The 25,479-nt window shown below is 70.1% G+C and carries 27 protein-coding genes and 1 pseudogene; 15 read left to right on the forward strand and 13 right to left on the reverse strand.

Going from position 1 to position 25,479, the window contains the following annotated elements; genetic code table 11:
- Window positions 1-118 (forward strand): annotated as a pseudogene (locus BST44_RS30915) (cutinase family protein); the annotation flags it as partial.
- Between the two features lie 50 nt (window positions 119-168).
- Window positions 169-738 carry a VOC family protein gene (locus tag BST44_RS14080; protein ID WP_083177723.1) on the forward strand — a complete coding sequence of 190 codons (570 nt, stop codon included), beginning with the start codon at window positions 169-171 and terminating at the stop codon, window positions 736-738.
- A 15-nt stretch (window positions 739-753) separates the two neighbouring features.
- Here the strand turns inward: BST44_RS14080 and BST44_RS14085 are convergent, their stop codons facing one another.
- Window positions 754-2,118 carry an aldehyde dehydrogenase family protein gene (locus tag BST44_RS14085; RefSeq protein ID WP_083177801.1) on the reverse strand — a complete coding sequence of 455 codons (1,365 nt, stop codon included), beginning with the start codon at window positions 2,116-2,118 and terminating at the stop codon, window positions 754-756.
- 35 nt (window positions 2,119-2,153) lie between these two features.
- A complete protein-coding gene (locus BST44_RS14090; protein ID WP_083177724.1) occupies window positions 2,154-3,248 on the reverse strand; it encodes an AMP-binding protein in 1,095 nt (364 codons plus the stop codon).
- 204 nt (window positions 3,249-3,452) lie between these two features.
- On the opposite strand from BST44_RS14090, the gene BST44_RS14095 reads away from it, so the two are divergent.
- Entirely contained in the window at window positions 3,453-3,887 is a 435-nt protein-coding gene (locus tag BST44_RS14095) for an SRPBCC family protein (RefSeq protein WP_083177725.1), read from the forward strand.
- A 12-nt stretch (window positions 3,888-3,899) separates the two neighbouring features.
- Here BST44_RS14095 and BST44_RS14100 read toward each other — a convergent pair whose 3' ends face one another.
- Window positions 3,900-4,865 (reverse strand): oxygenase MpaB family protein, encoded by a 966-nt coding sequence (locus BST44_RS14100; RefSeq protein ID WP_083177726.1) that lies wholly within the window; start codon window positions 4,863-4,865, stop codon window positions 3,900-3,902.
- Between the two features lie 111 nt (window positions 4,866-4,976).
- On the opposite strand from BST44_RS14100, the gene BST44_RS14105 reads away from it, so the two are divergent.
- The 3 genes from BST44_RS14105 to BST44_RS14115 all read left to right on the forward strand — a co-directional run bounded on the left by BST44_RS14105 (window position 4,977) and on the right by BST44_RS14115 (window position 7,838).
- Complete coding sequence (locus tag BST44_RS14105; RefSeq protein WP_083177727.1) at window positions 4,977-5,570, forward strand: TetR/AcrR family transcriptional regulator; 594 nt, start codon at window positions 4,977-4,979, stop codon at window positions 5,568-5,570.
- 40 nt (window positions 5,571-5,610) lie between these two features.
- Entirely contained in the window at window positions 5,611-6,987 is a 1,377-nt protein-coding gene (lipJ, locus tag BST44_RS14110) for a bifunctional lipase/adenylate cyclase LipJ (protein WP_083177728.1), read from the forward strand.
- A 107-nt stretch (window positions 6,988-7,094) separates the two neighbouring features.
- Window positions 7,095-7,838 (forward strand): methyltransferase domain-containing protein, encoded by a 744-nt coding sequence (locus tag BST44_RS14115; protein WP_083177729.1) that lies wholly within the window; start codon window positions 7,095-7,097, stop codon window positions 7,836-7,838.
- Window positions 7,839-7,848: 10 nt separating this feature from the next.
- On the opposite strand, the gene BST44_RS14120 is transcribed toward BST44_RS14115, so the two are convergent.
- Complete coding sequence (locus BST44_RS14120) at window positions 7,849-8,313, reverse strand: SRPBCC family protein (RefSeq protein WP_083177730.1); 465 nt, start codon at window positions 8,311-8,313, stop codon at window positions 7,849-7,851.
- A 241-nt stretch (window positions 8,314-8,554) separates the two neighbouring features.
- Window positions 8,555-9,250, reverse strand: coding sequence for an SDR family oxidoreductase (locus tag BST44_RS14125; protein ID WP_083177802.1), 696 nt, complete (start codon window positions 9,248-9,250; stop codon window positions 8,555-8,557).
- Between the two features lie 148 nt (window positions 9,251-9,398).
- Between BST44_RS14125 and BST44_RS14130 the strand changes: the two genes are divergently transcribed.
- A complete protein-coding gene (locus tag BST44_RS14130; RefSeq protein ID WP_083177803.1) occupies window positions 9,399-9,941 on the forward strand; it encodes a CGNR zinc finger domain-containing protein in 543 nt (180 codons plus the stop codon).
- Window positions 9,942-9,988: 47 nt separating this feature from the next.
- Here the strand turns inward: BST44_RS14130 and BST44_RS30420 are convergent, their stop codons facing one another.
- Window positions 9,989-10,153, reverse strand: a complete 165-nt coding sequence (locus BST44_RS30420; protein ID WP_167380203.1) for a hypothetical protein — start codon at window positions 10,151-10,153, stop codon at window positions 9,989-9,991.
- 256 nt (window positions 10,154-10,409) lie between these two features.
- On the reverse strand, window positions 10,410-11,261 hold the full coding sequence (locus tag BST44_RS14135; protein WP_083177731.1) for an SDR family oxidoreductase: 852 nt from the start codon (window positions 11,259-11,261) through the stop codon (window positions 10,410-10,412).
- A 41-nt stretch (window positions 11,262-11,302) separates the two neighbouring features.
- Between BST44_RS14135 and BST44_RS14140 the strand changes: the two genes are divergently transcribed.
- Entirely contained in the window at window positions 11,303-11,917 is a 615-nt protein-coding gene (locus tag BST44_RS14140; protein ID WP_083177732.1) for a PaaI family thioesterase, read from the forward strand.
- A gap of 2 nt (window positions 11,918-11,919) precedes the next feature.
- Here BST44_RS14140 and BST44_RS14145 read toward each other — a convergent pair whose 3' ends face one another.
- From BST44_RS14145 to BST44_RS14160, 4 genes are all read right to left on the reverse strand, one after another.
- Window positions 11,920-12,684 (reverse strand): DUF2127 domain-containing protein, encoded by a 765-nt coding sequence (locus tag BST44_RS14145; RefSeq protein WP_083177733.1) that lies wholly within the window; start codon window positions 12,682-12,684, stop codon window positions 11,920-11,922.
- Between the two features lie 46 nt (window positions 12,685-12,730).
- The gene (locus BST44_RS14150; protein WP_083177804.1) at window positions 12,731-14,119 is read right to left on the reverse strand and encodes an MmgE/PrpD family protein; all 1,389 of its coding nucleotides are present in this window, start codon (window positions 14,117-14,119) and stop codon (window positions 12,731-12,733) included.
- Between the two features lie 112 nt (window positions 14,120-14,231).
- Window positions 14,232-15,161: a LysR family transcriptional regulator gene (locus BST44_RS31330; RefSeq protein ID WP_083177734.1), complete on the reverse strand. Its 930-nt coding sequence runs from the start codon at window positions 15,159-15,161 to the stop codon at window positions 14,232-14,234.
- Window positions 15,162-15,169: 8 nt separating this feature from the next.
- Window positions 15,170-16,033: a helix-turn-helix domain-containing protein gene (locus BST44_RS14160; protein ID WP_083177735.1), complete on the reverse strand. Its 864-nt coding sequence runs from the start codon at window positions 16,031-16,033 to the stop codon at window positions 15,170-15,172.
- Between the two features lie 122 nt (window positions 16,034-16,155).
- Between BST44_RS14160 and BST44_RS14165 the strand changes: the two genes are divergently transcribed.
- The 7 genes from BST44_RS14165 to BST44_RS14195 all read left to right on the forward strand — a co-directional run bounded on the left by BST44_RS14165 (window position 16,156) and on the right by BST44_RS14195 (window position 22,162).
- Window positions 16,156-17,001: a zinc-binding dehydrogenase gene (locus BST44_RS14165; protein ID WP_083177736.1), complete on the forward strand. Its 846-nt coding sequence runs from the start codon at window positions 16,156-16,158 to the stop codon at window positions 16,999-17,001.
- Entirely contained in the window at window positions 16,998-17,411 is a 414-nt protein-coding gene (locus tag BST44_RS14170; RefSeq protein ID WP_083177737.1) for a nuclear transport factor 2 family protein, read from the forward strand. The genes BST44_RS14165 and BST44_RS14170 overlap by 4 nt, the downstream gene beginning before the upstream one ends.
- Window positions 17,412-18,230 (forward strand): SDR family NAD(P)-dependent oxidoreductase, encoded by an 819-nt coding sequence (locus tag BST44_RS14175; RefSeq protein ID WP_083177738.1) that lies wholly within the window; start codon window positions 17,412-17,414, stop codon window positions 18,228-18,230.
- Between the two features lie 261 nt (window positions 18,231-18,491).
- The gene (locus BST44_RS14180; protein WP_083177739.1) at window positions 18,492-19,784 is read left to right on the forward strand and encodes a calcium:cation antiporter family protein; all 1,293 of its coding nucleotides are present in this window, start codon (window positions 18,492-18,494) and stop codon (window positions 19,782-19,784) included.
- A 34-nt stretch (window positions 19,785-19,818) separates the two neighbouring features.
- A complete protein-coding gene (locus BST44_RS14185) occupies window positions 19,819-20,658 on the forward strand; it encodes an SDR family oxidoreductase (RefSeq protein ID WP_083177740.1) in 840 nt (279 codons plus the stop codon).
- Window positions 20,659-20,728: 70 nt separating this feature from the next.
- Window positions 20,729-20,917: a hypothetical protein gene (locus BST44_RS14190; protein WP_083177741.1), complete on the forward strand. Its 189-nt coding sequence runs from the start codon at window positions 20,729-20,731 to the stop codon at window positions 20,915-20,917.
- 87 nt (window positions 20,918-21,004) lie between these two features.
- Window positions 21,005-22,162 (forward strand): Zn-dependent alcohol dehydrogenase, encoded by a 1,158-nt coding sequence (locus BST44_RS14195; RefSeq protein WP_083177742.1) that lies wholly within the window; start codon window positions 21,005-21,007, stop codon window positions 22,160-22,162.
- Here BST44_RS14195 and BST44_RS14200 read toward each other — a convergent pair.
- Both BST44_RS14200 and BST44_RS14205 read right to left on the reverse strand, forming a co-directional pair.
- A complete protein-coding gene (locus BST44_RS14200) occupies window positions 22,046-23,662 on the reverse strand; it encodes a flavin-containing monooxygenase (protein ID WP_083177743.1) in 1,617 nt (538 codons plus the stop codon). The two genes, BST44_RS14195 and BST44_RS14200, sit on opposite strands and share 117 nt — an antisense overlap.
- The gene (locus BST44_RS14205; protein WP_083177744.1) at window positions 23,659-25,458 is read right to left on the reverse strand and encodes a flavin-containing monooxygenase; all 1,800 of its coding nucleotides are present in this window, start codon (window positions 25,456-25,458) and stop codon (window positions 23,659-23,661) included. Before BST44_RS14205 ends, BST44_RS14200 begins: the two co-directional genes overlap by 4 nt.
- Window positions 25,459-25,479 lie beyond the last annotated feature (21 nt).

Here is a 25,479-nt window from a genome sequence, read left to right on the forward strand (position 1 = left end):
CACCTACGCCGACGACGGCGCCATGATCGACAAAGGCGTCGCCTTCGCCTCCAGCCACCTCGACGGGGGGACCGGCGCCCCGGCGACCCAGGTATCCACCGGCGGCTTCGGCAGCTGAGTGGTAAGCGCCCTTGGTGAGTTCGTCGCTCGACGCGTGACGCGCTGACGATGCCGACCGAGCGAGCGGCAGCGCTCGCCATCAACCATGTCGGGGTCACGGTCCCGGACATCCACGCCGCGATCGACTGGTACGGCGCGGTTTTCGGATTTCGCTGCATCATGGGACCGCGCGTGCTGGAGGGCGCCGGCAACCCGGAGGCGGGTTCGGTCTTCGGCAGCGGGTTTCGCCGCGCCTGGCAGGCGCACTTGCTGACAGGGAATTCCGTGGGGATCGAGCTTTTTCAATTCATCGATCCGCCGACGCGCGCGACGGGGCGGCCGCACGAGCGGGAGCCGTGGTTCGACCGCGGGCTGTGGCATCTCTGCATCACGCACCCCGACGTGCAAGCCGTGGCCGATCGCGTCGTCGACCATGGTGGGGCGCTGCTGGCGGCGCCGTACGAGTTCGTGCCGGGCCGTCCGTGGACGCTCGCCTACGCCGCCGACCCCTGGGGCACCGTGCTGGAGGTGATGAGCCACAGCTACGCCGAGGCGTTCAGCAACTGGCCCCAGCCCGGCCAACGCGTTCCGCCCACCCTGGTGCCCCGCCCGGACGGCGGCGGGGCCGGCCCGGTCTGACTTTCGGGCCACCGGTCACCGGTGGACGAAGCCCTTGTTGCGCATCAGGGCGTCGGCCAGGAAGCCGTCGTGCGGGATGGCGGGGGCCGCGTACCAGGTCGGGTGGGGTCCGAAGTACACGTTGGCGATCGTCTTCTCGGCGAGCAGGCCGTCGATCAGGCGCTCGTCATCGGTGAGCGCGGTGAGCACCAACGAATGCCGCAACGGCTCGATGGCGGAGTCGCGCGACCAGGGCGCGACCCACGCGCACGGGAAGGGCAGCTCGACGTTCAGCCTGTCCGGGTCGGGCGCGGCCAGCAGATGCACGGCCGGGCGCAGGGCCGCGTAGCCGTCGCCGAGGTCCGCGACCACCTGCTCGGCGCCGAGCACCGGCGCCGACCCGGCGGCCTTGGCCGCCAGGTACTCGGCCAGGGCCCGGGCGTCTCCGACGGGCTGGGTGGGCAGGATCGCGCGCTCGTCGTCGGTGGGCAGCGGCGTGATCGCCGCCAGCCGCTGGGCGATCGCCCGCGCCAGCGGGGCGGGATCGCCCTCGTACAGCACGGCGGTGGTGTTGACGCAGGCCATCCCACCGAGGTTGGCGATCGAGTCGACGACGAGGTCGACGTGCTCGCGCCAATCCTGGTCGGCGGTGATCAGGATCTTGCTGCGCCCGGGGCCGTTGACAATCACCGTCGGGTCGGCGGCGTACTTGTCGACGACGCGCTGCCCGCCGTACACCATGGCGAGGTCGGCCGACCGGATGATCTCGTCGGCGCCCGCATGGTCGGTCGGCAGGTAGACGGCGTCCTCGGGGCGAAAGCCGCCCTGCCGCAGCGCGTGCACCAGCCGGTGGGCGGTCAGCGGCTCACGGCGCGACGGCCGCACCGCAACCCGGTAGCCCAGCGCCAGGGCCTGCGGCCACAGGCCGTGCACGCCCGGACCGTTTCCCGCCGCGTGCACGGCGAACACCTCCCCACGCCGCGCCCATACCGCGCCTCCCCGGCGGGTGCGTTCGTCGCGCCAATCGAGCGTGGCGCCCATCGGGCGGGCCGGCCGGACCGCGTCGAATGCGCCGCCGACGGCGTCCGCCACGCCGCGCGCCCCGGCGCGGGTGACCGCGATGGGCAGCCCGGAAATCCGGCTGGCCAACCCGACGTAGCCCTCGAAGTCCAGCCCGGCGACGACGCCGTCGATGAAGATGCCCGCGGCCGCCGACAGCGCGGCCGCGCGCTGCCCGACGGGCAGTGGCGCCGCCTTGCGCTGCCCGGCCAGGGTGCGCGAGACGTACAGCGGCGGCACGATGCTCAGCTCGGCGACCGCGGCGCCGGCGGTGCTGAGCAGGACCTCGCGGCGGCGGGTACGGTACTGCTCGCCAAGGCCCAGCGCATCGATCGCCACCAAATCGGCCGCGGCACCGGCCCATTCGCCCACCACGATCAGTACACGCCCTCGATGACGGCCTCGCCCTCGAAGGTCGGAACCGGGCGGACCGCACTGACCGAGTCGCTGAGCTCGCCCGCCGGTCCCGGCACCCTGACCGCCAGGTCGCGCTCCAGGTTGTTCGGGATGAACATGCCCTTGCTGACGTGGTGCATCACCACCTGCCCGGTCTGCCCGTAGGGCACCCGTTCGCCGGTGTCCGGGTCGACCACCCAGAACACCACGTACGGCGTCCGCGGGTCGAACACGAACGCGTCGTCATCACCGGTTCGGGTGACCGCCTGGGAGAGCACCATGGTGCTGCCGAAGGCCACGGTGATCGTCGTCGCCGGGAAGATGTCGCGGAGCAGGTCGAGGGTGTCGGCGTCCACGTGCGCCCCGCTGAGCAACAGGTAGCGGATCTTGTCGTTCATCAGATCCACCACCCGGTCGTCCCGGGCCATGGCCTCCAGCAGCGGCGGGGTGGTGTGCAGGTTCGCGACGTTCTGGGTACGCAGGACGAACACGGCCTGCTCGACGACATGGTCTACATAGGCGGCCACCTCGGTGGCGGCGCCGCGGGCGGCGAGCTTCTTCACCCAGCGGGGATCGATGTCGATGGCGTGGAACGTCGCGCCGAGCCGCTCGGAGACCAGCCGCGAGAAATAGCCCACCCCGTGCGGGCCGCTGGGCATCAGGCACAGGAAGCCCTCGCCGCGGCGAAACCCGCCGCCGGCGAAATCCTCGGTCTGCCAGCGCACCACCTGCGCGACCCAATCCGGCAGCTGCGCAGTCCGTTTCGGCGCGCCGGTGGTACCGCCGGATTCGAATACCTGGGGGACCGGACGCGGTTCGCCGTAGCCGCGCGGGATGAGGTCCTCCACCGGCACCCCGCGCAATTCGTTGACGAGGTTGGGGAAGCGCCGCAGATCGGCGTAGGAGTGCACGACGGTCAACGGATCGAAGTCCAGCGTCGCGGCGGTCCGCAACCAGAATGGGGATCCGGTGTCCGCGCCGAAGTGCCACGCGATCGCCGCGCGCAGGTAGGCCCCGGGATCCTCGACCGGGTCCGATCGCGGGACGTCCAACAACGAGAAGTCGATACCGGCCATATCAACAGATCCTCGCCCATCCGCAACCGCTGGCCAAGCGCCCGCCGCCGTATTGGCTTACTTCGCACGCATTTTCGGCGCCGTGTACCCGCTGTTCACTTTCGGGGCCGGGCGCGGCGGAATCGCCGGTGAAACGCGCTCTGGGCTATGTTCACTGCAGCGAGAGGGGACGAATCATATGGCGGCGGACAGCACGGAGTGCGAATGATCGAGTTCACCCTGACCCGGACCTCCACCGCGCCGATCGAGACCGTGTTCGACGCCATGACCGACCACCGCGGGATCGCGGACTACATGTGGGCAATCCGGCGCAGCACGCTCGACCGCGAGGGGACCCCGGCACCGAACGGTGTCGGCGCGATCAGGCGTCTGGCGGCGTTCGGGCCGCCGTTCGTGGAGGAGATCATCGAGTACGAGCGACCCACCGGCTACGCGTACAAGATGCTCTCCGGCGCACCGACCCGGAACCACATCGGCACGATCCGGCTGCGCGAAACAGAGATGGGGACCGAGGTCAGCTGGCATCTGCGGACAACGCTGAAAGTTCCCGGTGTCGACCGGCTGATGCTGCCGGTGCTCAAGAAGGTCATCGACGAACTCCTCAAAGGCGGGATCGCCGCCGCCGAACGCCGCCGCTGACGGTGCGTCGCGCTAAGCGGCGCGGTTGTGCAGCCGGCGCGGGTCGACGCCCGACCGGCGCCACGCCCTGGCCGCCCAGGGCGTGTAGATCGCCGCGACGGGGAGCCGGTTGATCAGCGGGTTGAGCGCGCGCATGGCGGCGGCGAACCGCTGAAACCGCTTCTCCTTCTTCGCATTCCACTCCAGCTGGCAAACCTCGCGCATCTGGGGTGGCATGGTTCCGACCAGAACCAGGCGGGTGTAGGCGTTGAGGGGCGCGAAAACCAGCTTCCACACCGGTTTCGGGATCCAGCGCGGGCCGGGAATCCCTTTCCTGATGTAGCCGGTGCCGTACAGGACGGTCTTGTGGGGGACGAATCGCTCGAGCATCTCGTCCCAGTACGCCAGGAACTCGTCGTAGGTCTGCGGCTGGCCGCGGTCGCTGACACCGTAGAGGGCGTACCACACCCTGCCCTCGTCGAAGATCTGCTCCTTCTCCGCACGCGACAACCGGCGAACGAAGGTGTCGGTGTTGTAGATGACCTGGTCGACGAAGCTGGCATGCGCCCAGTAGAACAGTTCGGGGTTCAGCGCGTGATACCGCGATCCGTCACTGATCGTCCCTTTGATGCTCTTGTGGAAATCGCGCACCCTGCGGCCCCACTCGCGGGGTTCGTCGGAGTAGACGGTCTTCATCAGCGGCGGCGCGGTCCGCTTGGCCCGGCCCAGAGTGTCGCTGAAGACCACCGAATGGTCGAGCACGCCCTGTGCGAGCTGCTCGATGCAGTTCTCGACGCCGGCGGTGCGCTGGAACCCGAAGAACTGGGTGCGGTTGTCGCCGTAGAACTTCCAGATCAGCGACCCCGGCCCCAGCCGCGCGACGGCGTCCGTCCCGCCGGCCGGCCCGTCGACCGGCATCGGCAAGGCCTCCCGCACACCGGTGTCGAAGCGGGCGCCCGCCGTGAGACGGGCGGTCGACGCGTCGTCGTGGGCCGTCATGCTCCCCTCCCCCCGAGCGATGTACGTCCTTGCGAGTCAAAGACACAAAACCGTATCTTTGTGTCAAAGCCTAGCAAGTGCATGCCGAGATTGCCGTGGGGGTCGTGATCCATGCCGAACCACAGCCTTGGCGGCGATCTCGGCGAACTCACCGACCTCGACCGCACCATCCTGGACACCGCCCGCGCCGTGTTCGAGACCTACGGCGTGCGCCGAGCCAACATAGAAGACGTCGCGGCCCGCGCCGGTGTCAGCCGCAGCACCGTGTACCGGCGCTTTCCCACCAAGGACGACCTGTTCGGACACGTGGTGCGCCGCGAGGCGGAATCGTTCTTCACCACGTTGGACCGGGCCACGGCCGGCTGCGACCCGCGGCACGCCGTGATCGAGGCGTTCGCGCTCGGGGTGCGCCTGGTCCAGGATTCGCCGCTGTACTCGCGGATCGCCGACAGCGAACCCGAGCTGCTCGGCATGTTCTCCCGCTCGGACGTCCTCCCGATCCGCCAGTTCGCCGACGGCATCGCGCACACGCTGCGCCGCTGCGGGGCCGAGAATCCGGGGCCCGACCTGGACAACATCGCCGACATCCTGCTTCGCGTCGCGCTGGGCATCATCGTCTTCCCCACCGACCGCCTCGACACGTCGGATCCCGCGGCCGTCCGCGACTACGCCGCCCGCTACCTGGTCCCGATCATCGGCCGCTGACCGGTTCCGGCATGTCGGTGACCTGCATTAGCCTGAATCTGTGGCTGGGAGTTCTGCGGCTCCGCGGACCCGGTATGCCAGTTGCGGCGAGATCGACATCGCCTACCAGGTCTTCGGCGATGGCCCGGTCGACCTGCTCATGCTGCCGGGCCCGTTGATCCCGATCGACTGCGTCGACCTCGAGCCGTCGATGTACCGATTCCATCGCCGCCTGGCGTCGTTCTGCCGGGTGATCCGGTTCGACCAGCGCGGGATCGGGCTCTCATCCCGGATGGCGTCGCTGGACATGCTCGGGCCGGAATCGTGGGCCCAGGACGCGATCGCTGTCATGAACGCGGCGGGATGCGAGCGCGCGACGATCTTCGCCCCGGGTTTCACGTCGCTGGCCGGAGTCGTCCTCGCGTCCGACCATTCCGACCGGGTGAACAGCCTGGTGATAGCCAATGGTGCGGCGCGCACACTGCGGGGTCCCGATTACCCCATCGGCAGCGACCTCGACGACGCCGACCGCTTCACGACGGTGGGGATGGAGCCCGACGCCGTCGAGCAGGGGTTCGACATGCTCGGCATCATCGCGCCCTCCGTAGCGGGCGACGCCGCGTTCCGCTCGTGGTGGGACATGGCCGGCAACCGGGCCGCGTCGCCCAGCATGGCCCGCGCCTTCATCAACAAGATCCGGGAGGGCGACGTCCGCGACCGGCTCCCCCGCGTCGCCGTGCCGACGCTGATCCTGCATCGCGACAACCCCGACTTCAGCCCCGTGGCACACGCCCACTATCTGGCCGAACACATCCCGGGGTCGCGCCTCGTCGAGTTGCCGGGCGGGGACGCCCTGTACTGGGTCGGCGACACCGCCCCGGTCCTCGACGAGATCGAGGAATTCATCACCGGCGTGCGCGGCGCCTCCGACGCCGAGCGCCTGCTCACCACGATCGTGTTCACCGACATCGTCGGCTCCACCGAGCGCGCCGCTCTGCTCGGCGATCACCGCTGGCGCGACCTGCTCGACAACCACGACACCCTGGTCCGCCACGAGCTGCTCCGGTTTGCCGGGCGCGAAGTCAACACGGCCGGCGACGGCTTCGTCGCGACGTTCAGCAGCCCCAGCGCCGCGATCGCCTGCGCCGACGCCATCGTCGACGCGGTCCGGGTGCTGGGCATCGAGGTGCGGGTGGGCATTCACGCCGGTGAGGTGGAGGTGCGCGGCAAGGACGTCGCCGGGATGGCCGTGCACATCGGCGCCCGGGTGGCGGCGCTCGCCGGCCCCGGCGAAGTGCTGGTGTCCTCCACCCTGCGCGACATCGTCACCGGATCGCGGCACCGCTTCGGCGACCGCGGCGAGACCGCCCTCAAGGGCGTGCCGGGCCAGTGGCGGTTGTACTCCCTGGTGCGCGACCACGCCATCGTCCGGCGGTGACCAACCGCACCGCGGCGTAGGCTGCCAACAGGGGGCGCCCGGACCGATGCGTCCGGCTTCCCGGCCGAGTTCCGGCGCACGGCTTGATGTTTGGTGAAGGAGTACGCATGACCGACGTGCACGTCTCGCCGCCTCCCGCGTTGCGGCGAGCGTTGGATCTGCTCGCCGACCCGCCGGCGGATCCCGACGTGAGCAGGGGTTACCTCGATCTGCTCGGCCGCGATTCCGGCAAGAGCGACGTCGCGAAGAACACCGGGCCGATCCAGGCGGCCTGGGCGTCGCCGATCGGGTCGATGCTCTACGACAACGCCCAAGCCTTGTCGCGGCGGCTGATCGGCGCGTGGCAGACGCCCCTCGAATGGCTGAACATCCCGCCGGGTGGCGTCGCGCTGGACGTCGGTTCGGGCCCGGGCAACGTCACCGCATCGCTGGCACGCGCGGCCGGCCCGGAGGGGCTGGCCCTGGGGATCGACATCTCCGAGCCCATGCTCGAGCGCGCCGTCCGCAACGAGGCGGGGCCGCAGGTCGGCTTCATCAAGGCCGACGCGCAACGACTTCCGCTGCGCGACGACACCGTCGACGCCGTCGTCTCGACGGCCGTGCTGCAGCTGGTTCCGAGTCCGGCGGCCGCGCTCGGCGAGATGGCACGGGTGCTGCGGCCGGGGGGCAGGCTGGCCGTCATGGTGCCCACCGTCGGTCCGGCCGCCCGCCTCTTCCAGAGGCTGCCGAACGTCGGGGCACACGTCTTCGACGACGACGAGATCGGCGACATCCTGGAAGACCACGGATTCGTCAGCGTGCGGGTGAAGAACTACGGCACCGTGCAGTGGGTGCGCGCCAAGAACGGCTGAGCCGCCCGCCTCAGCCCGCGTCGGGGGATTGCGCGACGACGGCGAGCCGGTCCATGGACTCGCGCAGCATGTCCGGCGTCGTCGCGCGGGCGCGCTCGAGACGGGTCGGGTCGCTCAGCGCCGTCCAGTCGTAGGTGTGGGTCACCGTGGTCAGTTCGGCGTTCACCGGGCTGAGTTCCCAGCGCCACAAATGACCGGGCGGCTGCTTCCTGGGTTCGGCGGGACACCAGGCGATTGTGCTGTTCTCGACGAATTCCACCACGTGGTTCTCCCGCACTGCACCGTTGGTCAACGTCGTCTTGAACACGTCGCCCACCGCCCGGACTCGTTGTCCCGGGGCGGACGAGGCGAGGTTGCCGTTGCCGTCCCAACTCGGCTGACGGGCGGGGTCGGCGATCAGTTCGAAGATCCGCGCGGCGTTGGCCGCGATGACCCGCGTGGCGCTCACGATGCGTTCGGCTTCCGTGTCGGACATATCGCCATCCAAACACGTCGACCGCCGGCACCGCCCGGTGTGAATGTGACCTTCGGCCGAACCGCCGGGGACCTTCGGCCGTCGATGCGCCGGCCTCCGGGGTGCGACCGTGGTGGATGCCGGGGCAACCCGGTGGTCTGCCCGAAGTGCAGCAAGCCCATTTTTGGGCGAGGCCATCCGCAAGGGCCTGCTTGACCCACCGTCGTAAGACGGGGACCTGCCTTCGGGCAGACCTTCATGCTCACGGCATCCGGGGCAGCGCCTCGGCCGGCCCGGACAGCGCCGCCTTGACGTAGCGGGTGTCGTCGTCGGCGAGCACCTCGGTGTCGTCCCGCTCGATGCCCTCGGCGATCGCGCGCGCTACCTGGCGCGGATCGTTCTTGGGCGCGTCGAAGCCGGACGCCATGTCGGTGTCGGTGAAGCTGAGGTGCGCGGCGACGACCAGGGTGCCCTGCTTCTCGAGTTCGACCCGTAGCGAGTTCGTCGTCGACCACAGGGCCGCCTTGGAGTCTCCGTACCCGCCGGAGCCGGGCATCCAGGACAGGATCGAGGCGATGTCGACCAGGGCGCCACCCCCGTTGGCGGCCAGGATCGGCGCGAACGCCTTGGCAACCCGGAGCGCACCGAAGTAGTTCGTCTCGAACACGGCCCGAACCTCCTCGATGTCGCTGTCGAGCAGCTTCGGGGCGCCGAGAACGCCGGCGTTGTTGATGACGATGCCCGCGTCGGAAGCCGAGACGGCCAGGGCCGCAACCGACTCGGGCTTTGTGACGTCCAGCGCCACACTGACCACCCGGGGGTCCGCGCTGGGCCGGGGTGCGCGCGCCGTGGCGTAAACCTTGGCCGCCCCGCGCTGTAACAACTCGTCCACGATGGCCTTGCCGAGTCCGCGCTGGCCGCCGGTGACCACGACCGTCGATCCGTTGATGTTGACCATGATCCACACTCCCTGACTTAGGTAAATCTATTTTGATTATGTCACCGTAGTTGCCGGTGTCGACATAGTCAAGTATGTTTTAGTTATGTCTATTTCATGGCCTGCGTCACAGCGATACGGCGTCAGCACCGCGCCGGCGGGCCTCGGCTTGGTTCAGGACTTCCTCAACACCAGGGGAATCGAGGGCTACGGCCCGGACCTGCTCGCCGACGCCGCGCGCGCCGGCGACTGGGTCGCGGGCGCGGTGCGGGCCTGGACGGCCGCCCGGGGCGTGGACCTGCCAGCGCCCACGCTCGAAGACGCCGACCTGGCCAAGCTGCGGGCATTGCGGGACAGGCTCGACGCACTGGTGGCCGGCGACTCGCCGCCGGGCGCAACGACCTCCGTTCCCGCGTCTCTCGTGGTCTCCGGCGACGGCGAGGTGTGGCTGGAGCCCAGCGGCGGCGGCTGGCGCTGGCTGGCCTCGGCGCTATGGGCCGAGATTCTGCTCAGCCAGCAGGCCGACACCTGGCGACGCGTCAAGCAATGCCGCAACCACCGGTGCGGGTCGACGTTCTACGACCGCTCCAAGAACAACAGCGGGGTGTGGCACGACGTCAAGACGTGCGGCAACGCCGCCAACCTGCGCGCCTCGCGGGCCCGCCGGCGCGAACGCGAGCGCGGGGCGGGCTCAGCGGTTCCGCCACAGTAGGCGGCGTTGGCAGTGCGGCCGTTGGCGGGCGAGGCGGATTGGCGCCGTCAGCAGCGCTCGGCCCCCCGCCGCATCAGCGTGACCCCCGGGTGCGGCCGGCGCGGCCCGCTCCCGCGCACCGCCTGCCAAGCGTCACAGGCGCGCGCCTTGATCGGGGTCACCACATCGACGTTGGCGGGTCTTCGGCTGATCCACGACGGCAGTGTTGCCACGGTTTCGATCCTTCGTCAGTTCGGCCTGGGCGCCGACTCATTGAATTGCACCCGAGCCGCTTTACGGATGCGCCGCGCCGGGGTAAACGCCACGAAAAGCCCCTTTGTGGCGGGACACACATCCGGCGGGAGCGCCGCCCGGCCGTCACACCGATCGAGTGTGGGGGCTATGGACGAATTCACGGCGGTTCAGGTACTTAAGCCCCACAGTCGGCGGCCGGCAATGGGTGGAAACCGCCCAAGCGCCGGCCTCCGGTCACAGACTGCGCGAACGCCGGTACCGCCGCAGGTAGCCCAACAACCCGCGCGCCGGAAGCGCTTTGGGCCAATCGTCGGGGCGGAAGTACGCGTCTGTCCCGCCGTCGACGAAGATCACGCTGCCGCAGAGGAATTCGGCGGATTCGGACAGCATGAAACACATCCAGTCGGCCATGTGCCCGGCCTGGCCGAAGCCACCGAGCGGAACCGGGAACGACCGTACGGCCTTGGCCTGCCGGGGCGTCGCAAGCTGCTCCTGCAGCAGGGGCGTCATGATCGCGCCCGGCGCCAGGGCATTGAGGCGGATTCCCGACCCCGCCCATTCGGGCAGGACCGCGTGCCGCCGCACCCAACGGCTGACGGCGATCTTCGACGCCGCATACATCATCGTGGGGGCGCCCGGGCCGAACGGCCGCACCGAGCGCAGCGCCTTGTCGGCGTCGTGCGCGAGCAACGCCTTCACCGTGCGGCGCGGGACGAGCGGAACGGTCGTCGTCGAATTGCTCGCCACGACCACCACTTTCGCGCGGTCGGCCGCGGCCAGCGCCGGTCGCCAGGCCACCAGGGACTCGACGACGCCGAAATAGTTGACCTGCCCGATCTGGCGGAGCCGCTCTCTCCCGGGGCCCGGCCCGAGCCCGGCGGCCAGCACCGCGCCGTCGAGTTTGCCGCCGCAGGCCGCCAGCACGCCGGCGGCGGCCAGCTCGCGTCCGTGCGGCGTCGACAGGTCGGCGACGATGTCGGCGTCTTTGATGTCGACGCCGATCACGGTGTGCCCGTCGGCCCTGAGCCGCTGCGTGGTCTCGTGGCCCATCCCGGACGCCGACCCGGTGACCGCATAGGTTCCCATCGCTCCGTTCTTACCAGTCGGGGTCCTGTTAGGTTGCCGGGATGCATGACCACACGCCCTGCGTCGACCTCAGCCAGCTCGAGTCGGTTTACGCGCCGCTCGCCGCGTCGATCCGCCGGCTCATCGACGTCAGCATCCGCACCGAGGCCGAGCCCGCCGCAGCGGCGGCGGCGCGGGCCAAGATCGACGCGGCCGCAGCGGAATTGGCGGAGACGGCGCAGCCGGGGCCGGTGGGCGTGCGCCACCTGCCCGACGGTCAGACCATCGCGTGGGGCAACGCGGTCGTCGGTGTGCGCAACCCGCTGGCGCCGCCGCTGGTGGTCCACCACGACGCCGACGGCCTGGTGTGGTCGGGATTCACGCTGGGCGCCGCCTACGAGGGGCCGCCGGGCCACGTTCACGGCGGTGTCTGTGCGCTGGTGCTCGACCACGTGCTCGGCGCGGCGGCGCACCAGCCCGGAAGGCCGGCTTACACCGGCACCCTCACACTGCGCTACCGGCGCCGCACCGCGCTGGAGCGGCCGTTGCGCGCGCAGGCCCGTATCGAGCGCACCGAGGGCGTCAAGGCGTTCGTGGTGGGCTACCTGGCCGATGCGGACGGCGTCACGGTCGAAGCGGAAGGCATCTTCATCCACCCGAGGCAGGCGCCGGCCTGACGTCAGGTCCGGGCGGCGGCCTTCTCGACGTCGAGCAGCTGCTCGCCGCGGCGTTCCTCGTCGTAGGCCGCGCGGCCGCCCCGCAACCCGAACAGGCGTTTCGAGAACAGCAGGTAGAGCACGGCGGCCACGTTGATGGTGAAGGTGACCACCCGGGTCATCGTGATGCCCTTGGCGAGGTCGTGAATCTCCAACGGCAAGAACACGGAGGTGGCTATCACCGCGAAGTATTCGCCCCAGCGCTTCAGCAACCACAGGCCGACGCCTTCGACGACCTCCAGCAGCGCGTAGCCGGCCAGCATCAGGGTCAGCAGGGCCAGCGTGGATGGCTTGGCGGCCAACGCCTTTTCCAGCTCGTGAACCGCGGTCATCTGATCCACCTTGAACCCGGCGGCCCGGAAGATCGGCAGGTCGCGGTCGAGGGTGGCCTGGATTGCTCCCCGTGCTCCGCGGAACTTCCACACCGCATAGGCCGCGAGCGCGATCGCCACCGCCCGGAACAGGCGCTCCACCGCGAGCGCGCGGATGATGATGGCCTGACGTAAAGCCTTGCCGCGCATGATCATCGGCGCGTCTTCGGGCCGGCCCCGCCCGTGCGGCTCACCGACGGTGAATTCACCGCAGCGCAGACAGCGCCACACCTCTCCGAGCCCGGTGGTGCCGCTCAACCGGGCGGCGAGATCCTCTTCGTCGGGCGCGTAGGTGGCGTGCCCCGCGACGGCGCAGGTGACCAACTCCCACCGATTGCTGCCCTGATCTTTGCGCATGGCCGATCATCGACCGCGGGCGGCGGGCCACGCAAGGGGGCGCGGGTCAGAACCGGGGCCCGGTGCGCGGCCGTTGGGCGGTGGGGCTCGCCGCGCCCAGCAGGCCGGCGAGTTCGGCGGCGGGAATCTCCTCGAGGTGCTCGACCGCCGCGACGATGCCGGCGCGCAGCGCTCCGTCGCAGAAGGGTTCGGCCAGCCATCCGAACTTGTCCGTGACCCGTTCCCACGACATGGGCCGGGTCGGGGATCCCTCGTAGTCGGCCTGCTCGCGGCTCAACTCCCGGCCGTCCCGGGTCACCAGGCGCACCCGGGCAGCCGTGCGTCGCGGGTAGTCGGCGGTCAGGTCGGCGGCGGGCTCGACGTCCACCCGCGCCAACAGCTCCCGCACGTCGGCGCGCGAAACCCGCTCGGCTTCCAGCTGTTCGGGACCCACGCCACCGTCGAGCAGCGCGACCGCGGCGAGGTATTTCAGGTTGTAGTCGGCCTGCTCCTTGGTGCGTGGATCGTCCTTCGCGCCGTACGCTCCGCCGCCCGCGAAGTCGTAGGCGCCCTGGAAGACCGCGAGGGTCACCCGCGTGACGTCCTCCGCGCGCAGCCCATGCTCGGCGCGCAGGCCCAAGATGGCGTCGATCACCACCTGCCCGTGGATGAGCGCGCAGTACTGCTTCAGGTAGGTCTGCTCGACACAGGTGAGCCGCCGGTCGGCGGTGGCCAGATCGATGGGCTGGCCGAAGAGCTGCACCAGCCCGTGCGGGCCCTCGAACAGGGACCGGGGCCCGGTCACGCCGCGGGCGGCGAGCATCGTCGCGTACACCGCCCGCATGCCGGTGATGGCCGGCGAAACCCCCTTCCAGTTGGAAACCGGTTCGGCGTGCACCGTGGCCAGCGACACGTTGTCGGTCGCGGCCGCCGCGATCGCGTTGGCCGTCTCGGCGACGCTCAGGCCGAGCAGCTTCGCCGCGGCCGCCGCGACCGACATCGACAGCTGCAACGCGTGATTGAGCCCGCGCGCCATGACGGGCACCTGCGCGCTGAACCGGCATTGCACCTCGTAGGCGACCGCGAGGGCCAGCAGGAAGTCGGCGCCGCTGGCGCCCACGTGTTCGGCGACGGCCAGGACCGGTCCGAAGTTGTCGGCGGGGTGGCACAGCCCGCCGACCGTCAGGTAGGTGTCGAGCAGGTCCGGGTAGCGCACCAGCACCGCGTTGAAGAACGCGGCCTGGTCGACCGATGCGCGGCCGCCGCCGACCAGCGTGGCGGTGGGGGCCCCGCTGAACTGGCCGGTGTGTTCGCGGATCGTCGCGACGAGCTCGCCGTCCAGGGATCCGATGGCGCAGGCGATGCTGTCCAGCACGTTGCGCTTGAGCAGCGCGCGCGGCCGTCCCGTCAGGTCGGCCGCCCGTGCGCGGACGACGAAGCCGGCCAGCTCGTCCACAACGTAGTTCTCCGCCATGCCTTTTCGCCCTCCCTTGATGCTTGGCTCCACTGAAGCGCAGGGCCGGCCGGGCGTCCAGGTCCGTTCTCTTACCAGTGCTCGACGGGACTTCTCACCGCAGGTGGGGGTCGTCGACCGGGGCCCACCACGGGCCGACGGGACGGGCCGGCCAGTCGCGGGCGCGAGCGACCGCCAGCAGCGCTTGCACGGCCCCCCGCACGCTGGCGCGGTCGTCGTCGCGGCGGTGCAGCAGCGACCACGTCCACAGCGGAACCGGTTCGGCGACGGGACGCTGACCCAGGCTGGGTGGCAGCGCCGCGGTGTGGCGCTTGGGTGACGCGAGCACGGCCCCGCCGATCCTGCGCACGTGCGCATAGAACGCGTCGCCGGCTATGCCGCCGTCGTCGATGTGGATGACGCGGGCCCCGGTGTGTCCCGCGAATTCCCCGGCGTATCGATTCCAGGATGACCACGCTGACTCGTCGGCATCGACGAGGACGCTGACCTGTTGAGCCGCAATCGGTTCCGTTGATCCGGCGCCGGGCAGGACGGCGTGCAGCGACTCGGTTCGCAGCAGGTGCGCCGCCAGGCCCCGCTCCTCGACCTGCCCGGCGGTGACCCACGCCAGCGCGATGTCGAGGGTGCCCTCGGCCACCCGGTCCGCTTGCGTGTGCGACGGCAGCACCCACTCGTCGAGGCGCAGGTCCGCCGCGCCTCCCACCATCGCGATGATGTCCTCGGGCAGCCAGCTCACATACCCAAGCCGCACCGGTGTACTGCGCGCGGCGGCCCGCTGGAGCCGGCGCTTGGCGTCGTCGGCCAGGGACACGATCCGGCGCGCGTCCGGAAGGAAGGTGCGCCCGGCTTCGGTGAGCCGCACGCTGCGCCGGTCCCGCGCCAACAGCTGCGTCCCCAGTTCGCGCTCGAGCGCGATGATCTGTTGCGACAGCGCCGGCCCCGAGATGTGCACGCGCTGCGCGGCGCGGCCGAAGTGCAACTCCTCTGCGACGGCCACGAAATAGCGCAGCTGCCGCAGTTCCATCGTTTCTCCTAGCCGGCGCGATCGACCGCGCCCGGCCGCGGCGCGGACACGCTGATCGCTGTGGTCTCGTCGGTCAAATGCTTCCCGATCACCCGGATCTGCCTTGCGGAAAGCGGGCACAGCGGATGGACGGCCAGCATCAGGGCCACGCGTCGTTCATCGAATACCGGTGCGGCGATGGTCACCACCGGCTGTTTGCGCCGGCCCGGGTTGTCGTCGGAGAGGAATCCGATGGTGGTGAACTCGACGAGCAACTGATCCAGGATGTGGCGCACGGGGGTGGGCATCTCGTCGCTGTCCAGCGTGCCGACCACCTGCACGGCCTGGGCCAGCGCGGGCGTCGTCCAGTCGACGTCGAAGCCACGCTCACGCGTATGTTCCAGCACCTGTTCGAGCCGCCTGATGCGATCGGGATTGTTGCCCGCGCCGCGGCGGATCCACGCGCGCTGCTCCTCCTCGTCGTCCCATGCGGCCAGCGCGACCCCGAACGGCGGGGTGTAAGGGATGCGATCGCCCGGGATCCCGGACGGCTGGCTGGCGGGCTCGCCCTCAAACGCGGTGACCACCAACGAGTCTCCGAATCGCTCGACGACGGAGCAGGCGTAGCCGACTTCGCGGGACACGCGCAGCGCGGCGGCGCGCGCCGCGTGCGCGAGCGGCCGGGCGGTGTCCGTGCGTGCCGCCACGACGGCGAGGGCGGGCCCGAGGGTGAACGTCTTGGTGACCGGATCGCGGCTCGCCCAGCCCCGGTCGCACAGCGTCTTCAGAATCGCGTGCGCCGTCGCCTGCGTGAGATCGAGCTCTCGCACGATGTCGGAGAACCGCAACCGCGCGTTCCCGGACCGCGCGAGCAGCTCGACGACGTCGAGCACCCGGGCGGTCGGCGCAGACGTCGATCCGCGAATGGCTTGACTCCTCTGCCGCACGTTTTAGAGTTAGACGAACATTCGAGATTCTATATCGATTATTCGAGACAGCGAACGCGTTGCGCGCTGTGGTGCTCAGGGACGGCCGGCTAGGGGTCCGCGAGACGCCCGACCCGCAGCCCGGGCCCGGTGAGTTGTTGTTGCGCACGCTGCGCCTCGTCGACGGCGGGGCGGGCGGAATGCGGATCATCGGCCAGCATCCCGAGGCGCAGGGCAGTTTCGCCGAGCTGCTGGTGGTTTCGGAGGTCGCGGCCAAGGCGGTCGCGGGCGATGTTTCCAATGACGCCGTCGCGCTGACCGACGCCTTCGCGGTCGGCGAGTTCTACGTCCGGTCGGCGCGGATGCAACCGGGTGAGGTCGCCATGGTGATCGGCGCCGGGGCCATCGGGCTCTCGGCCGTCGCCGCCCCGGCCGGCCGTGGCATCGAGCCGATCGTCGTGTCGGACTACAAATCCGACCGCCGCGAGCTGGCCCGCGAGCGCTTCGGCGCGCACCTCGTGGTCGACCCCGCCCAGAAATCTCCGTCCGACGCGTTCAACGAGGTCCGCGCGCAGCGCGGATTGCCCGGCCCGGCAGTCGTTTTCGAGTGCGTCGGCGCCCCCGGACTGATCCAGCGGATCGTCGAATCCGCCGAGATGGGCACCCGGCTGTACTGCGGGGGCGGCTGGTACACCGGTGACACGCTCGACATCACCGCCGCCACCCGCCAGGGCGTCACCATCCAATTCGGCGGCGGTCCGCACCCGCAGGGCTGGTACGGCACGCTCGACGCCATCGCGGCGCGGAGGCTTGACGCGCTGCCCAGTGTGGGCAAGATCATCACCCTCGAGGAAGTGCCCGACGCGCTCGAGCTGGCCCGCCGGTCGGACGGCCCGCCGCGGATCGTGGTCCACCCGAACGGAGACCCGACATGACCGAACGCGAAGACCGCCAGGACATCTGCGAGCTGCTGGTCCGCTACGCCACCGGGATCGACCGGCGCGACTGGTCGCTGTTTCGCACCGTGTTCACCGCCGACTGCCAACTCGACTACGGCGAGATCGGCGCGTGGACCGGCGTCGACGCGGTCGCGGACTTCATGGAGCGGGTGCACGCCCTGGCGGGGCACACGCTGCACCGCCTGACCAATCAGGCGGTCACGGTCGACGGCGACCGCGCGACGGCGCGGACCTACATCGACGGGCTGATCATGGCCGCGGACAACGACTCCGGGGTCAACGCTATCGGCTTCTACGACGACGAGATCGTGCGCACCGCGGAGGGTTGGCGCGTCGCGCGCCGGCGCTACACCCAGGTGCGCCTGACGACGGTAGGGAGTTCCTAGATGGCGTTCGCAACCAAGTACGGGCCGTGGGCGCTGGTGGCCGGCGCCTCGGACGGGCTGGGCGCGGCGTTCGCCCGCGGCCTGGCCGATCGTGGCGTCAACGTCGTGCTGATCGCTCGCCGGCAGGCCGTGCTCGACGAGGTCGCGGGGAAGATCCGCGACGATACGGCGGCGTCCACCCGCACCCTCGCCATCGATCTCGCCGAACCGGGCGCGGCGGCGGCAATCGCCGCCGCGACGGCCGACCTGGAGGTCGGCCTTCTCGTGTATTGCGCGGGCGCCGACCCGAACTTCGAGCCGTTCTTGGCCAATCCGATCGCAGTGGCCGAAGCGATGGTGCAACGCAACTGCATGGTGCCGATGCAGCTCTGCCACCACTTCGCCGCCCCCATGGTGGAGCGGGGTCGCGGCGGCATCGTGCTGTTCGGGTCCGGCGCCGGCCTGGCCGGTGGCGCCAACATGGTCGCCTACGGCGCGACGAAGGCGTTCGACATGGTGTTCGCCGAGGCGCTCTGGGCCGAGCTGCACGACAAGGGCGTCGACGTCCTGGGCCTCATCCTGGGCAAGACCGATACGCCCGCGCTGCGGCAACTCGAGCACAGCCGCGGCCAGATCGGTTCCCTCGACGAGGTGCCGCCGGGCGCGGCCGCCGTGGCGGACGTCATTGCGGAGGCGTTCGAGAATCTGGGCAACGGCCCGACCTTGATGGTCGGCGACATGATGCGCGCGGCCGAACAAATGCTGGCGTCGCTAACCCGCAACCAGGCCGTCGAGCTGTTCGCCCAAGCCGCGGCCGCAGCCATGGGCCCCGACGAATAGCGGGAACCACCGCCCTGGGCACCGCGTCGTACTGCACGGGGACGCAACCGGGGACAGAAGGTTTGCCAAACTTCGCGATCAGGGCAGCCTAACTTTTCTGCCTCGCCGCATCTGGCCAGCAAAGATGAGTTGTGACGCCGGGCGCCTTCTCCGATCGATCACGTTGCTGGCGGGGGGCTTCGCGGGTAGCTTGGGTAGTCGTTCGGCACGGTTAACCCGGGCGGGGTAACCGCCACAGTCGCCACCCCTCCGTATCGAAGGATGACGATGCTCGCCACAGACAGGCCCGCGGCCACGGTTTCGACGGCCGAACGCTCGCGGCGGCGGACCCTGGCCCGCTCGGCATTCATCACCGCGGCGTTCATCGCCCCGGCGGTGGTGGTACGGACACTCGGGCTGCATCCCGACCCGGTCATCGCCCTGCTGATCTTCGGGGCCGCGGTCGTGTCTGCCAGCTTCTTGCTGGCGTGGGCCGCCGAGGCGGCCCAGATCGATGTCTCCGGCGGGATGGCGACGGCGGTGCTGGCGCTGATCGCGGTACTGCCGGAGTACGCCGTCGACCTGTACTACGCGTACGTGTCCGGCCACAACGCGGATTACACGCAATACGCGGCCGCCAACATGACCGGCTCCAACCGGCTGCTGATGGGACTCGGCTGGCCCGTCGTGGTGTTGGTCAGCATCGTGGTGGCGCGCAAGGCCGGTTCCCAACGGGCCACCGGCTTGGCGCTGCAGCCAAGCAACCGGGTCGAACTGGGATTCCTGTTGATCGCCGGCATCATCGCGTTCGCGATACCGGCGAGCGGCCAGATCCATTTCGGGCTGGGGCTCGCGCTGCTGGCGTGGTTCGGGTTCTACCTCTACAAGGTCGGCCACGGCGACGTGGAGGAGCCCGATCTGATCGGGACCGCCGCCGCCCTCGGGGAGCTCCCCGATCGGCGTCGGCGCATCGTCGTCGTGAGCCTCTTCCTGGCGTCCGGCGCGGTGATCCTGCTGTGCGCCAAGCCGTTCGCCGACAACCTGGTCGCCGCCGGCACCGAACTGGGCATCGACCGGTTCCTGCTGGTCCAGTGGCTCGCACCGCTCGCGTCGGAAGCCCCGGAGTTCATCGTCGCGACCATCTTCGCCGCCCGGGGCAAGGGCACCGCGGCCATCGCCACCCTGATCTCCTCCAAGGTGAACCAGTGGACGCTGCTGATCGGGTCGCTGCCGATCGCCCACCTGCTCGGCGGCGGCGGGTTCTCCCTGCAGCTCGACCCGCGTCAGGTGGAAGAAGTGCTGCTGACGGCCACCCAAACCATGATGGGCGTGGCGCTGCTGTTGGCGCTGCGCTTCCAGCGCGGCGCCGCGTGCGCGCTGCTGGCCTTGTTCGTCGTGCAGTTCCCGATCGCCACCACGCATGGCCGGCTGCTGCTTTGCGGCGTCTACACCGCGGTGGCGGTCGTCGCGCTGGTCCGTTACCGCCGCAACCTGCCGGCCACCGTGCGGGCGCCGTTCCTCGGGACCGCCGTCCGGCACAGCGGTCACCCCCACCATCCGGTGCCGGACCCCTGACCGCCGGGGACCACCGGCCGTATACGGTCCAGATATGACTCGAGTGTCGGTGATCACCGGGGGCGCGGGTGGGATGGGGCTGGCGACGGCCAAGGTCGTCGGCCGCGACCACACCGTGGTCCTCTGCGACGTCAGGCACGACCGCCTGAGGACCGCGGCGGCGACCCTGGAGGGGCTCGGGATCAGCCCCGCGCTGGTCGACTGCGACGTCACCGACCGGCGGGCGGTCGCGGGGCTGTTCGACACCGCGAGGAATCTGGGAACGGTCGCCTCGGTCATCCACACCGCCGGGGTCAGCCCGAGCATGGGACCCGCCGATTACGTCATGCGGACCAACGCGCTCGGCACGGTCAACGTCAACGAGGCGTTCTACCCGGTGGCCGGAGAGGGCTCGGTGATCGTCAACGTGGCATCGATGGCCGCCCACATCTTGCCCGCGGAAATGGTTCCGGTAGAAAAGTTTCCGCTCGCGCTGCAGGACGCCGAAGCATTCATGGCCGCCATGATGACGACGTGTGACATCGTGCCCGAAGAGGGACGCTCCGGCCTCGCCTACGCCATCAGCAAGAGCTTCGTGAAGTGGTACAGCCAGGCGCAGGCGGAGAGGTTCAACGCGCGCGGACTGCGCATCGTCTCGGTCTCGCCGGGATCCATCGACACGGAGATGGGGCGGCTCGAGGAGCAGGCCGGGGCGGGCGCGATGGTTGCCGAAGCCGCGGTGCCGCGGTGGGGCAAGCCGGAGGAGATGGCCGAGTTGCTCGCCTTCTGCGCCAGCGACAAGGCGGGTTACCTGACCGGAACCGACATCCTCAACGACGGTGGCGTGATCGCCTCGATGGCCGAGCGTGCCAGGGTGGCCGCCGCCAGCGGTTGATCGCAGCGCCCTGTGTTCGGGGCGGCCAAAGCCGCGCCGCGGCCACGGTGTCGCCACCTATGCCGGGCGGATGCCGCAACGGGTGGCGCGGGCCCGCCTGACCGACCCGTTCTCGTTCTACCGCGGGTCGGCCGCGGTCATAGCCGCCCGACCTGGTCGGTGCTACACCTACGCCGACAATTCGCTCGACGATCTCCACCAATTGAGCGCCGCTGCGGCGGCCGCTGACATCGAGGTCGCCGCGGATCCCGCCCGGTAGCGAGTTCCGCGGCCCCCGCCGAGTAATCAATCGATTGATAGTATTCGTGCCGGTGCCTGGCCCCGGGTAGAAAGGCGGCACGAATCGATGCGAAGCCGCGCGGCCATCCTCTATGAGTACGGCCGTCCATGGTGCGTCGAGGAATTCGAGCTGGATCCGCCCAAGGCGGGCGAGGTTTTGGTGCGGCTGGCCGCCACGGGACTCTGCCACTCCGACGAGCACATCCGGCAGGGGAAGCTCGCTCCCCCACCGGAAACGTTGCGCGCGTTGGAATTACCCGCCATGTCACCGACGATCGGCGGCCACGAGGGCTCGGGCGTGGTGGTCGACGTCGGCGCGGGCGTCGCCGGGTTCGCGCCGGGCGACCACGTGGTGACATCCTTCGTCGCGGTCTGCGGGCAGTGCCGGTGGTGCGCCTCGGGGATGGAGTACCTGTGCGACACCGGATCGGGGACGCTGGCGCCGGGCATGCCGACGGACGGCACCTTCCGCCACCACACCATCGACGGGCGCCACCTCGGCCACGTGTCGAAGATCGGCGCGTTCGCCGAACACACTGTGGTGGCGGCGAATTCGCTGGTGAAGATCGACCCGCATTTTCCGCTGGTGCCTGCCGCGCTGCTGGCCTGCGCGGTTCCCACCGGGTACGGCTCGGCGGCACGGCGTGCCGGGGTGCGGGGTGGTGACACGGTGGTGGTGATCGGCACCGGGGGCATCGGCACCGCGGCCGTTCAGGGCGCGCGCATCAGCGGCGCGGCCCGGATCGTCGCGGTCGACGTGAGCGACTTCAAGCGGACCTCCGCGGTGCAATTCGGGGCCACCCACACCGCCGCGACGGCGGCGGACGCGGTCGAACTGGTCCGCGACCTGACCCGCGGTGTGATGGCGGATGCGGTCGTGGTCTCGCCCGCCATGATCGGCGCGGCCGATGTCGGCGCGGCGCTGACGCTCACCCGCAAGGGCGGCACCTGCGTGCTGACCGGGCTGCCGTCGCCGGCGACCCACTCGATCGCCGTCGCGCTGCAGGACTTCATCCTGATGAACAAGACGTTGTGCGGGACGGTGTTCGGCTCGTGCAACCCCAAGAGCGACATCGCCCTGCTGGCCACCCTGTACGAGTCGGGCCGGCTACTCCTCGACGAGATGATCACCAGACGCTACCGGCTCGACGACATCAACGACGCCTACGCCGACCTGACCGCCGGCTGGCTGATCCGCGGTGTCATCGACTTCGGCCTTGCCTAGCAGCCAGTCTCGCGGCCGCAGCCGCCAGGTGCGGCGGGCGTATTCCAGTTCGGTGTACGGCCACTGGGTGACGATGCGGCCGCTGGGCGAACGGAAGTAGCTGTCGCACCGGGTCCAGATGGTGCGCTCCAGGTCCGCGGAAAGCTCCGCGTTGTAACGCTTCTCAGCCTCGGGCCGGACGTCGACGTAACCGCCCCGGCGCGCCAACCTGCTGACCGCGCTCGCGACCAGTCGTGCGCCGGCCTCGAGGATGTAGACGATCGAGTTGCCGCCCTGGTTGGTGTTCGGGCCATAGAGCATGAAGAAATTGGGAAAGCCGCTGACCGCGACGCCCAGGTAGGCGCTCGGATCATCGCCCCAGTGGTCGTGCAGCCGGCGTCCCCCACGCCCGATGACGTCGATGCCCGCCAGATAGCGTGACGTCTCGAACCCGGTGGCCAACACGATCGCATCGACGTCGACCGCCCGACCCGCCGAGGTGCGCACCGACGACGGGCCGATCCGGTCGATGGGCTCGGTGATCAACTCGACGTTGTCCCGCTGCAGCGCCCGGTAGAACTCATCGCCGAGCAACACCCGCTTGCAGCGGAACGGGTACTCGGGCGTCAACGCCCGGCGCAGCCGCTCGTCGGCGACGGTGCGCTCGAGGAACGACGTCGCGACATGGGTGCGCGCCGTGACGACGGGGTCGTCGGCGAAGGTCGCCGTGTTGTCGTGCTGAAACTTCCAGATCTGCCAGCGGGTGCGGCGCACGGCCAGCGGATCGCGGCGGAACCGCGCCAATTCCGCCGCGCTGTAGGGACGGTCGTCCTTGGGCACCATCCACGGCGGCGTGCGTTGAAAGACGCTGACCCGGTCGGCGACCTTGGCCAGCTCGGGAACGGCCTGGACCCCGCTCGCGCCCGTGCCGACGACGGCCACCTTCTTGCCCGCCAGTTCGATCCGGTGGTCCCACTCGGCGGTGTGCATCAGCGTGCCGGTGAAGTCGGTGAGGCCCGCGAGGTCGGGAAGCCTTGGGGCACCGAACAATCCGACGGCGCTCACGACGACATCGGCAGTCAGGGTCAGCGCGTCCCCGGAGCGGTCCAGCCGGCAATCCCAGGACACGCCGTTCCAGCGGACCGAACGGACCCGGGTTCCCAGCATGAGATGCCGGCGCAGGTCGAAGTCGTCGGCCACCGACTCGAGGTAGGCCAGGATCTCGGGCTGCCGGGCGTAGGTGCGGCTCCAGGATTTGTTGGGCGCGAACGAGAACGAGTACAGGTGGCTCTGGATGTCGCACGCGGCGCCGGGATAGGTATTGCGCCGCCAGGTGCCCCCGACGCCGTCGTCGCCCTCGATGATCACCAGATCGTCGATACCGGCCCGGCGCAGCGCGACGGCCGCGCCCAGGCCGCCGAAGCCGGCACCGATGATCGCCACCTTCGGCGGGCGGTGGCGCCGGGTCGCCGCCCGCAGCCTGCCGACACCGTAGTGCCAGCGGGCGCGCCGGCTGGTCACGGCGCGGCCTCGTCACCGCGAATCCGATAGCCCCGCATGTCGCCGTTGGCCCGCCACGCCCCCAACATGTCGGCGTATTCGGTGGGGGCGCCGAAGAAGAAGCTGCCCTGCCGGGTCTTGTTGTCGGCCTTGCCCTCCCGGTTGTAGTAGCCCGGGGTGCACGTCTGGGCGCGCTCGGCGCCGGCGGCCGAGCGGGTGACGACCGTGTCGACCCAGGCGGATTCGGCCGCGGGTGTGGCCTCGACCTCGACGACGCCGCGCTCGAGGGCCCGCGCGATGATCCACGCCGCGTGGGTCGCCTGCACGTCGAGCAGGTAGGGGAAGTTGACCGTCAGACCCGCTTGGGCGATGCTCTCGATGAAGCAGTTGGGGAACTTGCTCGTGCACAGGCCCTGGAAGGTACGCACCCCGTCGCGCCAGTGCTCGGTCAACGACACCCCATCGCGGCCGATGAGCTCGAACCCGGTGCGCCGGCAGTAATCGGTGCCGACCTCGAAACCCGTTGCGAAGATCAGGCAGTCGAGTTCGTAGGGCACGCCGTCGACCACGACCGCCCGCTCGGTGATGCGCTGCACTCCGCGCCCGCGGGTGTCGACCAGCGTGACGTTGTCGCGGTTGAACGTCTGCAGGTACTCGTCGTGGAAGCAGGGCCGCTTGCAGAAGTACCCATACCAGGGTTTGAGCGCCTCCGCGGTCGCCGGGTCGGTGACAATGCCGTCGACTCTCGCCCGGATCTCTTCCATCTTGGCGAAGTCCGCGATCTCGATGTCGCGGCTGCGTTGCGCCGGATCCGCGACACCGTCACCGTCGTGGCGCATCACCGGAAGCTTGCGCGTGATACTCGTCCAGGCGTCGGCCACCAGGTCCTCGTCGGCTTGGCCACCGGCGGTGAGGATTTGGAAGTTCTCGATGCGCCTGCGCTGCCAGCCCGGCCGTAGCGCGCCGGCCCACTGGGGGTCCGTCGCGCGGTTGGCCCGCACGTCCACCGACGACGGCGTGCGCTGGAAAACGTAGAGCCGCTGCGCCGCGCGGGCCAGATGCGGGACACACTGGATTGCCGTGGCCCCGGTACCGATGATGCCGACGCGCTTGTCGGCCAGGTTCTGCAGGCCGTCCCCGGTGTAGGCGTAGTCCCACCGGCTGGTGTGAAACGCATGCCCTCGGAACGTGCCGAGGCCCTCGATGCCGGGCAGCTTGGGTTTGGCCTGGTAGCCGTTGGCCATCGACACAAACCGGGCCCGCATCTCATCGCCGCGATTGGTGCGGATCACCCAGCGCGATTCGTCTGCCTGCCAGCGGACCTCGCGCACCTCGGTGCGCAGGCACGCGTTGCGGTAGAGGTCGTAGTGCCGGGCGATGCGCTGGCAGTGCGCGAAGATCTCCGGCCCCTTGGCGTACTTTTCGCTGGGGACGTAGCCGAGCTCCTCCAGCAGCGGCATGTACACGTACGACTCGACGTCACAGGCGATTCCCGGATACCGATTCCAGTACCAGGTACCACCGACGTCCGCCGCCCGGTCGATCAGCCGCACGCCGTCCACGCCGAGCTCACGCAGGCGCACGCCCGTCAGCAGCCCGCCGAAGCCGGCACCGATGATCGCGACGTCGACCTCGTCGGTCAGCGGTTCGCGCTCGACATCGCCGTCCGTCCACGGGTCATCGGCGAAGTGGGCGAAGGCGCCCGCCGTCTCCACGTACTGCGCGATGCCGTCCGGGCGCAATCGCCGCGCGCGCTCCTCGGCGTATTTGCGCCGCAGCGCGTCGATGTCGAACGTCACGCCAACGGTTTCAGTCACGGCCCGATTCCTCTCGTGGGC

The sequence above is a fragment of the Mycobacterium scrofulaceum genome (genome assembly GCF_002086735.1).
GTDB lineage: Bacteria > Actinomycetota > Actinomycetes > Mycobacteriales > Mycobacteriaceae > Mycobacterium > Mycobacterium scrofulaceum.